The 6,667-nt window shown below is 32.9% G+C and carries 8 protein-coding genes; 2 read left to right on the top strand and 6 right to left on the bottom strand.

Annotated features, from left to right (window positions below; translation table 11 throughout):
- Positions 1–151 precede the first annotated feature (151 nt).
- Positions 152–1,405 carry an FtsX-like permease family protein gene (locus RMO70_RS08465; protein WP_310555993.1) on the bottom strand — a complete coding sequence of 418 codons (1,254 nt, stop codon included), beginning with the start codon at positions 1,403–1,405 and terminating at the stop codon, positions 152–154.
- Between the two features lie 5 nt (positions 1,406–1,410).
- Here RMO70_RS08465 and RMO70_RS08460 point away from each other — a divergent pair, with 5 nt between their 5' ends.
- Positions 1,411–2,739, top strand: a complete 1,329-nt coding sequence (locus RMO70_RS08460) for a DUF1343 domain-containing protein (protein WP_310555992.1) — start codon at positions 1,411–1,413, stop codon at positions 2,737–2,739.
- 86 nt (positions 2,740–2,825) lie between these two features.
- Here RMO70_RS08460 and RMO70_RS08455 read toward each other — a convergent pair whose 3' ends face one another.
- On the bottom strand, positions 2,826–3,323 hold the full coding sequence (locus RMO70_RS08455; protein WP_310555991.1) for a YkgJ family cysteine cluster protein: 498 nt from the start codon (positions 3,321–3,323) through the stop codon (positions 2,826–2,828).
- A gap of 78 nt (positions 3,324–3,401) precedes the next feature.
- Here RMO70_RS08455 and RMO70_RS08450 point away from each other — a divergent pair, with 78 nt between their 5' ends.
- Positions 3,402–4,103: a class I SAM-dependent methyltransferase gene (locus tag RMO70_RS08450; protein WP_310555990.1), complete on the top strand. Its 702-nt coding sequence runs from the start codon at positions 3,402–3,404 to the stop codon at positions 4,101–4,103.
- Between the two features lie 9 nt (positions 4,104–4,112).
- On the opposite strand, the gene RMO70_RS08445 is transcribed toward RMO70_RS08450, so the two are convergent.
- The 4 genes from RMO70_RS08445 to RMO70_RS08430 all read right to left on the bottom strand — a co-directional run bounded on the left by RMO70_RS08445 (position 4,113) and on the right by RMO70_RS08430 (position 6,626).
- The gene (locus RMO70_RS08445) at positions 4,113–4,535 is read right to left on the bottom strand and encodes an energy transducer TonB (protein WP_310555989.1); all 423 of its coding nucleotides are present in this window, start codon (positions 4,533–4,535) and stop codon (positions 4,113–4,115) included.
- A 40-nt stretch (positions 4,536–4,575) separates the two neighbouring features.
- Positions 4,576–4,950: an energy transducer TonB gene (locus tag RMO70_RS08440; protein WP_310555988.1), complete on the bottom strand. Its 375-nt coding sequence runs from the start codon at positions 4,948–4,950 to the stop codon at positions 4,576–4,578.
- A 242-nt stretch (positions 4,951–5,192) separates the two neighbouring features.
- Positions 5,193–5,588, bottom strand: coding sequence for an energy transducer TonB (locus RMO70_RS08435; RefSeq protein ID WP_310555987.1), 396 nt, complete (start codon positions 5,586–5,588; stop codon positions 5,193–5,195).
- Positions 5,589–5,993: 405 nt separating this feature from the next.
- On the bottom strand, positions 5,994–6,626 hold the full coding sequence (locus RMO70_RS08430) for a 7-carboxy-7-deazaguanine synthase QueE (protein WP_310555986.1): 633 nt from the start codon (positions 6,624–6,626) through the stop codon (positions 5,994–5,996).
- Positions 6,627–6,667 lie beyond the last annotated feature (41 nt).

The following is a 6,667-nucleotide window of genomic DNA, read 5'->3' as shown; positions in this document are numbered from 1 at the left end:
ACATTGAAATACTATAATAATGTAGTTAGAATCTCCCTCGCGTGAGGGATTGAAGTGAAAAGCCCACAGCCTGACAAAGGAAGTGCGAGGACTTGTAACGAAAAACCCGACCTGAGGAGGAACGACGATAGGGCACGCCCTGAAAAAATGATTATGAAAACTTGATGGCTTTGACTGGGGAAATTTTGGTTATTATATAGGAGGGAATTAATAGCACTAGTAGGCAAATTGTGATGGTGCCGAGATTGAGTAGTAGTATTGACCAGAGATTTATGTCGACTGGAGCGGTGTTGACGTAATAGTTTTCTGGGTTGAGTGTTATGATTTTGAAGTATTTTTGAATCAACAAGAGTGTTATCCCTATGAGATTTCCCCAGAATAGTCCTTTGGTAATGAGATGTGCTGCGTTGTAAAGGAATATTTTTCGGACTGTCCAGTTGTTGGCTCCTATTGATTTTAGGATTCCTATCATTTGGGTGCGTTCTAGGATTAGGATGAGTAGTGCTACGACCATATTGATGGTGGCAACGAGTATCATTATGGTGAGGATGACAATGATATTGAAATCGAATAGTTTGAGCCACTCGAATATATAATAGTATTTTTGGGTTATAGTTTGGGTATCTAGGGTTTTGGTGGGATCGGCTTTGTTGATGGTGTTGTTATAGACTTCGACTCCTTTTTGTTCGATTTGATCAAAATCGTTTATGAATACTTCGAATGCTCCGACTTGGTTTGGCTTCCATTTGTTGATGCGTTGTATGTGGCGAATATCGCCTATTATATATGTAGCGTCAAATTCCTGAAATCCGGAATTGTATATTCCTACTATTTTGAATACTCGAAGATTTGGCAATTGACTCCCATCTTGCTTCATAAAGAAGGTGTTGCAATTGTCGTTGAGCTTAAGTTGAAGTCGGTTTGCTAGGTATTCGGATATTATAATTTCGGGATTTAGGTTTGAGTTTAGCTTTGGGATTTTGCCTTGAACTAAATATTCTTGCAAATTGTTCCACAAATAATCTTTGCCTACTCCTTTGAAGACGATGCCTTCGAATGCTTTTTCGGTTCGGATTATTCCTGCTTTGCTGGCTACGGCTTGAATGTGCTGAATGCCTTGTACGTTTTTGAATTTTGGATAGAAATCCTGATTGGTGGAAACGGGCTGTAAACTAACTTGCGACTGGTTGTTGTCAAAGTTGGAAATGAGGATGTGTCCGTTGAATGCGGCTACTTTTTGACGTATTTTTTGCTTTAACCCTATTCCTGTGGCAATGGAGACTATCATCATTATCATTCCGATGGCGATGGCTGAAATTGCAATTTTTATTATTGGCGCAGATATACTACTTTTATGGTCTTTGGCCTTGGTTAATCGAGATGCTATAAAATATTCTAAATTCAATGTTTATGTTTTACAATTCAATGTTCAAAAATACGTTTTTATTCCTTTTGATGGTTGTTTTTTCTTGTGGAAGTTCGGTCAAAGGGAAAGAGGAAAGAGGAAAGAAGCAAGAAGCAAGAGGTGAGAAGCAAGAAGTAATAGGAAATGGGCAAGATGAAAGAATTGAAAACGAAGCTGTTTTGTTAGAAGATATTCTAACTGGTGCAGAGAACTTTTCTGCCTATTTTCCTTTGTTGAAGAATAAAAAAGTTGGTATTGTTACCAATCAAACAGGAGTAATTAAATTTAAAAAATTTGTTGAAATAAAAAACAACACTACTACTGGAAGTGATAAAGGAATTGAGATTAAACAAGTATCGGTTGTGGATTATTTTATAGAAAACAAAATAAATGTACAAAAAATATTCGCTCCTGAACATGGTTTTCGTGGCACAGCGGATGCTGGCGAATCGATAAAAGATGGAAAAGACACTAAAACTGGATTACCAATTATATCGCTGTATGGTGATAACAAAAAACCAAAAGCCGAACAATTGAAAGATATTGACATTCTGGTTTTTGATTTGCAAGATGTTGGTGCTCGGTTTTACACTTATATATCGTCTTTGCATTATGTGATGGAAGCTTGTGCCGAAAATAATATTGAATTCTTGGTTTTAGACAGACCAAACCCAAATATAAAGATTATTGATGGTCCAATTTTAGAAAAAGATTTTACGAGTTTTGTAGGAATGCACTCAATTCCGTTACTTCACGGAATGACAATTGGGGAATATGCAAAGATGATTAATGGCGAAAAATGGTTGAAAAAAGGAGTGCAATGCAAATTGACGGTGATTCCGTGTTTGAAATATACTCGAGACCTGAACTATTCATTGCCTGTAAAACCATCGCCTAACTTACCAAACGACCAAGCCATTAACTTATATGCAAGCTTGTGCTTGTTTGAGGGCACGAATGTGAGTGTTGGGCGAGGAACGGAAAAACAATTTCAAATTTATGGCTCGCCGTTTTTACCAAAAAATGATTTTAGCTTCACTCCTATTCCAAATTTTGGCGCCAAAGAACCTACCCATAAAAACATTTTGTGTCACGGCGAAGATTTGACTAAAATTGAAAAAGTAAGCAAATTGGAATTAAAATGGTTGATTACTGCGTATCAAACCACTTCGGATAAATCTAAATTTTTTAATGCTTTTTTCACAAAATTGGCTGGAACCAAAAAATTGCAGCAACAAATCGAATCTGGAATTTCTGAAACTGAGATTAGAAAAAGTTGGGAAAAAGGTTTGGCTGATTTTAAAAAAATGAGAACAAAATATCTGATTTATTAAACCTAACAAATACTTTAATTGATTCTATCACGAATTTTACAAATTAATACGAATTAAATCCGTTGTAATTTGTAGAATTTATTTAATTACAAAGGCATTTTCAACTTCATTTTCTCGACAATATTAAATGCTGCTGGGCAAATGGCAACATTCTTCAAAGTCAAATCGGTAATTTGATTGAATTTTTTTCTGTCAGTGTGCGGAAATTCACGACACGCTTTCGGGCGAACGTCATATATAAAACAAGCATTGTCTTGGTCCAGAAAATTACACGGAACGGTTTGTAAGACATAATCTTGGTCTTCGTCCATTCGCAAATATTGATTTATAAACTGTTGTGGTTTTTGTCGCAAATGCTTCGAAATCCTTTCAATGTCGGCATCTGTAAAAAGTGGCCCAGTAGTTTTACAACAATTGGCACAGTCCAAACAGTTGGTTTTTTTGAATTCGCTATCGTGCAAATCTTGCATTATGTAATCCAAGTTTTTGGGCGGCTTATTTTTTAGCTTCACAAAATACTTTTTGTTTTCGATATGCTTATCTTTGGCTTCTTTTTCTAGACTATGTAATGGCGGGTTTGTCAATTTACTTATTTGATAAATGAATTGCAAAATTATAGAAAACAAATCAACAAATTACCAAATCAACAGATAAAATTAAAAATGAAAGACCTTTTCGGAAAAGCCATATTAGATTATCAAACCAATAATTCTCCAGAAGATATTATTACCGAAACCTCTATCTCTGAAGCCGATGAAATGAGTGTTTCTTACTTATTTAGAACTTTTAATGAAATGCCATATCTAGAACAAAAAGCTTTGAAGCTTGCCAAAGGCAAAGTCCTTGATGTGGGTTGTGGTGCTGGAAGTCATTCGTTGTATCTTCAAAACGAGAAAAATTTGGAAGTGGTTTCTATTGATATTTCTGAAAAAGCGATTGAAGCTTGTCACCTTCGAGGTTTAAAAGAGGCGCGTGTTCAGAATGTTTTAGATTTAAAAAACGAAAAATTTGACACCATTATTTTATTAATGAACGGAACAGGGATTTTTGGAACTCTAGCTGAAACTTCTAAATATTTACAAAAATTAAAATCGTTATTGAACCCTGACGGTCAAATTCTAATAGATTCCTCTGATATTATTTATATGTTTGACGACGATAGTGATGGAGGAAAATGGATTCCTAGTAATGGTTATTATGGCGAACTCACTTTTACTATTTCTTATAAAAACGAAAAAGAAGCTACTTTTCCGTGGTTGTATTTAGACTACAACACTTTGCAAAATGCGGCAATTGCTAATGATTTACAATGTGAATTGGTTATGGAGGGTGAACATTATGATTATTTGGCAAGACTTTACTAATTGCTTTATTTAGAAACTAATATTTATTGGCAATGTATATCTAACTCTAACTGGCATTCCTTTAAAAAAGCCAGGCTTCCATTTAGGGCAATTTTGCAAAACCCGTATCGCTTCCTCACCTGTACCAAACCCAACGTCTCTTATTATCTTCATATCGGCTAAACTACCATCTTTTTCAATAACAAACTCAACATACACCCTTCCTTTTAAGCTTTCTACATTGGGATATCTATAATTATTAGCAATATATTTATAAAATGCTTTAATACCTCCTTCAAATTCAGGAAGCACTTCTATTTCACTCATATTATACATTTCATCGGCTGCACTTACTGGAGGGAATTCAGTTACATATTCCTGATTAGTTTTTACTTGGGCAATACAATTAAATTGTAGAAAAAAAACAAAATATAAAAACGTATGTATTTTCATTTGAAAACATTTAAAAAAGACTAATATACAATTTATTACATCATTTAATTGTCACAGGAAATGTATATCTCGTAGCTACATCAATTCCATCTTGTTTACCCGGAATCCATTTTGGACAATTACTTAAAATACGTTTAACTTCATTTCCAGCGTTACCAACGTCCTGAATAATTGTCGTTTTAGTCACTTTTCCTTTGCTATCAATAATGATAGCTACTTCTAAAACTCCCGTAACCACATCATCCTCTTCAGGAATTTGATAATTCGTAATTACAAATTTCATAAACTCGCTTATACCCCCTGGAAATTGAGGTTTTATTGCTATCGTATTGTAATCAAAAACATCCGCTTGTGAGTAACCAACTTGAAAAAACAAAAGCAAAAGAAACACTGTAGAAAATCGTTTTTTATCCATAATTTTTTATATTTTAAATTTTAAAACCAACAAAACCTAGACTTAATATCGAAAAAATGAATTCAATTTACACTATTAAATACAATTAATATATTGATTGTAAATCAATAAGATTTTATTTATGGAATTAAAATGACAGTTTTGCTGTAGTAAAATTATTAAGCATAACTATAACTGTAAACAAAAAAACAATACGTTAACATTAACATATTGTTTGTTTGTTAGTTTGATAAGGCTCTATTTTAATAACTTGCAACTGTAATTGGTAAAGTAAATAGTACACGAACGGGGTTTCCTTCGTGTTGACCAGGAGTCCAAAGTTTAGATTTAGATATTACGCGAATAGCCTCTTCCGAAGTTCCAGAGCCTAAATCTTTGATGATTTTTATATCTCCAATTTTTCCGCTTACTTCGATAACAAAACTAACTTTCAAAATACCAGACAAACCTTCTACTTCAGGAGTTATATAATTTTTTCCTATGTATCTCATAAATTCATTGTTGCCACCAGGATATTCTGGCTGAACATCAACTATATCATAAGCAATAGGCGGACTTTTGACAACACTAATTGGCGCTTGAGCATGTATAATTTGCGCAAAAAACAATAGAAATGCAATTAGAATATTTTTTTTCATAATTTCTTAATTTAAATTATTAATATGTATTCAAATAATGTGCCATAATTTTATTCTGTAAACATCTAAAAATTAATAGTATAATTAATTTTAATTTGAAAATATAACAAAAAACAGTCAGTAAATATATTGCAAAAATTCAACTTTCCAAATATTTATCTAAAAAAATCAACAATTGTTAACTAACAGTTTAGTTCTAATTTAGAGATTTATTAAACAATCATAAGTTTCGTATTGCTTTCTTTAAAAAAAATTAAATATTAATCCCAAAAAATCATTTTTAATTAAAAAATTCATTCGAAAAATATTTTAAAAATTTTACTTTTAAAAACGAATTTAATCGACAAACAGATAAAAAATAAGTAATTACCTATTTTATTCATTAAAAATTATTAGCAAAAACAATTAAGGTATGTTTAAATACTTATGCGTTTGAAGAGAAACTCTCCATTTTGGATTTTTCATTACATAATCTACAATAAGCGAAGTCATTTCTTCTTTCTTACTCCATTCAGGTTGCAAAAAAAGAATTGCTTTTTGATTTATTTTTGATGCTTGTTCTTCTGCAAAAATAAAATCATGTCTATTGTATATAATTACTTTGAGTTCATCAGCTATTTCATAAGCTTCGGGAACTGGCAACTTATTTTTTTTGGGAGACAGGCAAAACCAATCCCATTGTCCAGTTATAGGATAAGCTCCTGATGTTTCAATATGAACTTTAAGGTTTTCCTGTTTTAGTTTCTGGGTTAACTTTGTCATGTCCCAAGTAAGTGGCTCTCCCCCAGTAACAACAATAGTTTCGGCATATTTTTTTGCGTTTTCAACGATGATGTCTGTATTAGTTGGCGGATGCAAAGCTGCGTTCCAACTTTCTTTAACATCACACCAATGACAACCTACATCACAACCACCTATTCTAATAAAGTAAGCCGCTGTTCCCGTATGATATCCTTCGCCTTGAATGGTGTAAAACTCCTCCATTAATGGCAGCATTTCACCTTTTTCGACAGCTATTTGTATTTCTTTTGTAAGCATTTCTTAATTAAATTGTCTGCAAAGATAGTCAATTAGAGAAT

Source organism: Flavobacterium sp. (assembly GCF_031422135.1).
GTDB lineage: Bacteria > Bacteroidota > Bacteroidia > Flavobacteriales > Flavobacteriaceae > Flavobacterium.
Note: the sequence above shows the minus strand (reverse complement) of the source record. Positions and strands in the feature narration are given on the sequence as shown.